At 34.3% G+C, this 2,472-nt stretch carries 3 protein-coding genes; all 3 read right to left on the bottom strand.

What is annotated here, in order from left to right; translation table 11 throughout:
* Nucleotides 1–379: 379 nt before the first annotated feature.
* Entirely contained in the window at nucleotides 380–724 is a 345-nt protein-coding gene (locus HMPREF2917_RS09030; protein WP_004250751.1) for a lipopolysaccharide assembly protein LapA domain-containing protein, read from the bottom strand.
* A 590-nt stretch (nucleotides 725–1,314) separates the two neighbouring features.
* Nucleotides 1,315–1,854, bottom strand: a complete 540-nt coding sequence (locus tag HMPREF2917_RS09025; RefSeq protein ID WP_009732101.1) for a T6SS immunity protein Tdi1 domain-containing protein — start codon at nucleotides 1,852–1,854, stop codon at nucleotides 1,315–1,317.
* Between the two features lie 125 nt (nucleotides 1,855–1,979).
* Nucleotides 1,980–2,465: an immunity protein YezG family protein gene (locus HMPREF2917_RS09020; RefSeq protein ID WP_009732100.1), complete on the bottom strand. Its 486-nt coding sequence runs from the start codon at nucleotides 2,463–2,465 to the stop codon at nucleotides 1,980–1,982.
* Nucleotides 2,466–2,472: the final 7 nt, after the last annotated feature.

Here is a 2,472-nt window from a genome sequence, read left to right as displayed (position 1 = left end):
TTTTCAATATGAAAAGTTCTTACAAATTCATGTCGTTATCCTGAGAATAGTTAGAATAAATTAAAATAAGGTCTTTATCTAACACGAAAGCCACATATGTTTATTTTTCATTAACTTGTGTAATGAAAAATAACTGAAAATCTTTTGCATCTTTCTGAGTCGGAAAGTCAATTATAATATTGTCCAACGCAGTACCAAACCACCTATTTGCCGACCTTTTTCTATTGCTTTTACAGATAGGAGTATTCTTCCCTTAGCCAGCCAACGGTTTATCGACTTCATCCTTGCTAATAAACACCTGCTCTGTTAAGACGGGACACTCTTATCCCAAAAAAGTTCCAAAGTCTCACCTGACTCTGGAACTTTTTGATTTCTACACTTATTGTTTGGCTTCCTGTTTTAATTGTTGCACCTGTTCCTCGTACTGGACAAGCTCCTTGTCTTTTATATTGATAGTCGCTTCTGCTTCAGCAATGCGGCTTCTCAGATCTTGAGTCTTGCTATGGTGATAGCTAATACCAATAACACTACCAGCAATGATTCCGATTACTAGACAAGTAAAAATCACCAAAATCAAGGAAGCAGATAGTTGTGTAAAGACAAGACTGACAGTTACTGTTTGACGATTGAGCAGACCAAAGCAGATCACAATGACTAATAAGATCAAACCGCCAATTAGATAAGCCTTATCTTTCAGTGACAATTCATTAAATTTTTTTAGCATAAGTTCCTTTTCTCCTGACTATGTTGATAGAAAACTACACAACATTTAGATATTAACCGAAGCCATTCTACCAGAAAAATTCGATACTGTCAATAATTATTTGATTAACACTCCGTAACTCTACTTGAGTATTTACACATAATTATTGACAGTATCCCGATTTGATCTCGCACTGACATTTATTTATAACAACACTATATATCTAGTATAGCATAATCATTAGGTATTATAGGTTTTCAAACCAAATAGGAAACCTATATGAGTCATTCGTTATTTTTCCCCACTTTTGCCCCATTTTTAAATCCTGACATTGAAAATACCTAAAAGTATTTCCCTAAAATCAGCTATATTTCAACATTTTTGTTTATTTTCAATATGAAAAGTTCTTACAAATTCATGCAGGGGGCATCCAATAAATCAACAGGAAGCCTGATATATCAGGCTTTTTTGTTTGTCATTTTGTTTTTTGTACCAAAATTTGTACCAAAAAATTTTACATTAACAAAATAAGCGAGTCTCATCCAAAGACTCACTATTTATCTAACACTCGTTTTCATCGAAAAAACCACCGCGAGGGTGGTTCTTTTTTATCAATCGTCAAACACTCCGCCTGTGAGTTGGTACATGAGGTAAATGTGCTCCAGGACTTTAACTTTATCCATATGATCCACATCTTTAAAGCCTCCTAATGCTAGGAGCGGGACAAAACCGAAACATTGGTTATAAGACAGAGCACCATGTTTTGACACAGCTTGTCTGTATAAATCAAGTTCAAATTTTTTTGTAATATATTCGTTATCTAAATATTGAACGAATAAATCCATCCCCTTACAAATAATATCCAAATCCTGAATATTATATTGGACAATTCCCACATAGGCGTTCTTTTCCCAAGTAACAATATCTCCAAACGCTGTTACGAACATAGGAAAAGCGACATCTCCTCTGAAATAACTATCTTGGAGAAGCTCAAGATAATCATCTGGATTGATGACTTTTAGATAACCATCTAAAAAGGTTCCCAAGCCATCTTCCTGCCAAATCTGTAACAACTCAGCAGGGACTTGGTCCTTGTATTTTTCAATAACTTCTTGGGGCATATCTGCCACTTTGATAAAGTTTTCTAGCATGTTTTCCTCCGATTTGATTTTTAGCATCATTTCTCTACAACCATAGTATACCATAAACCATATGTACCAACATTTGTTAAACAACAAGAAAACCACCGCGTAGGTGGTTTATTCTTTAGATATAACTATTTGCCATTATGCTCTCTTTGGAAGGCTTTCATAGCCTTGAACTGTTCTAGTTCTTTTTCATTAGCTGGTTGCTTTCCGAGATATTTATATTCAAAAAAGTCCATTTGTTGACCTGAACTATAATCACTTTCATTCCAAGGTGCATAGTCAAATTCAGCAGATAATTTCGTGCCAATTACTTTTATAGTACAAGAAGTCCACAAAGGTTGGCCTTCTTTCTCAAAAATTTCTCTCAACTCCCAAGCTAATCTAAAGGTGCGTCTTTCTTGATTCCGAAATTCTAAATTAGGAATACCATACCGCTTTGGAATATATAGATTGTAGATATACTCATTTTTCCCCTCTTCATTAAAGAAATAATATACCTCTCCTCCATCAAAAGCTAAACTTATGTTAATAAAAAGATTATCCCATGCTACTGGTATTGTCTCATTAACACTCTGTGCAATCTCACGAATTTTTTCATTAATTTGTTTTTCCATTTTATCC

Origin of the sequence: Streptococcus sp. HMSC061E03, from assembly GCF_001813505.1 — a bacterium.
GTDB lineage: Bacteria > Bacillota > Bacilli > Lactobacillales > Streptococcaceae > Streptococcus.
This window is presented reverse-complemented; position numbering and strand designations above follow the sequence as displayed.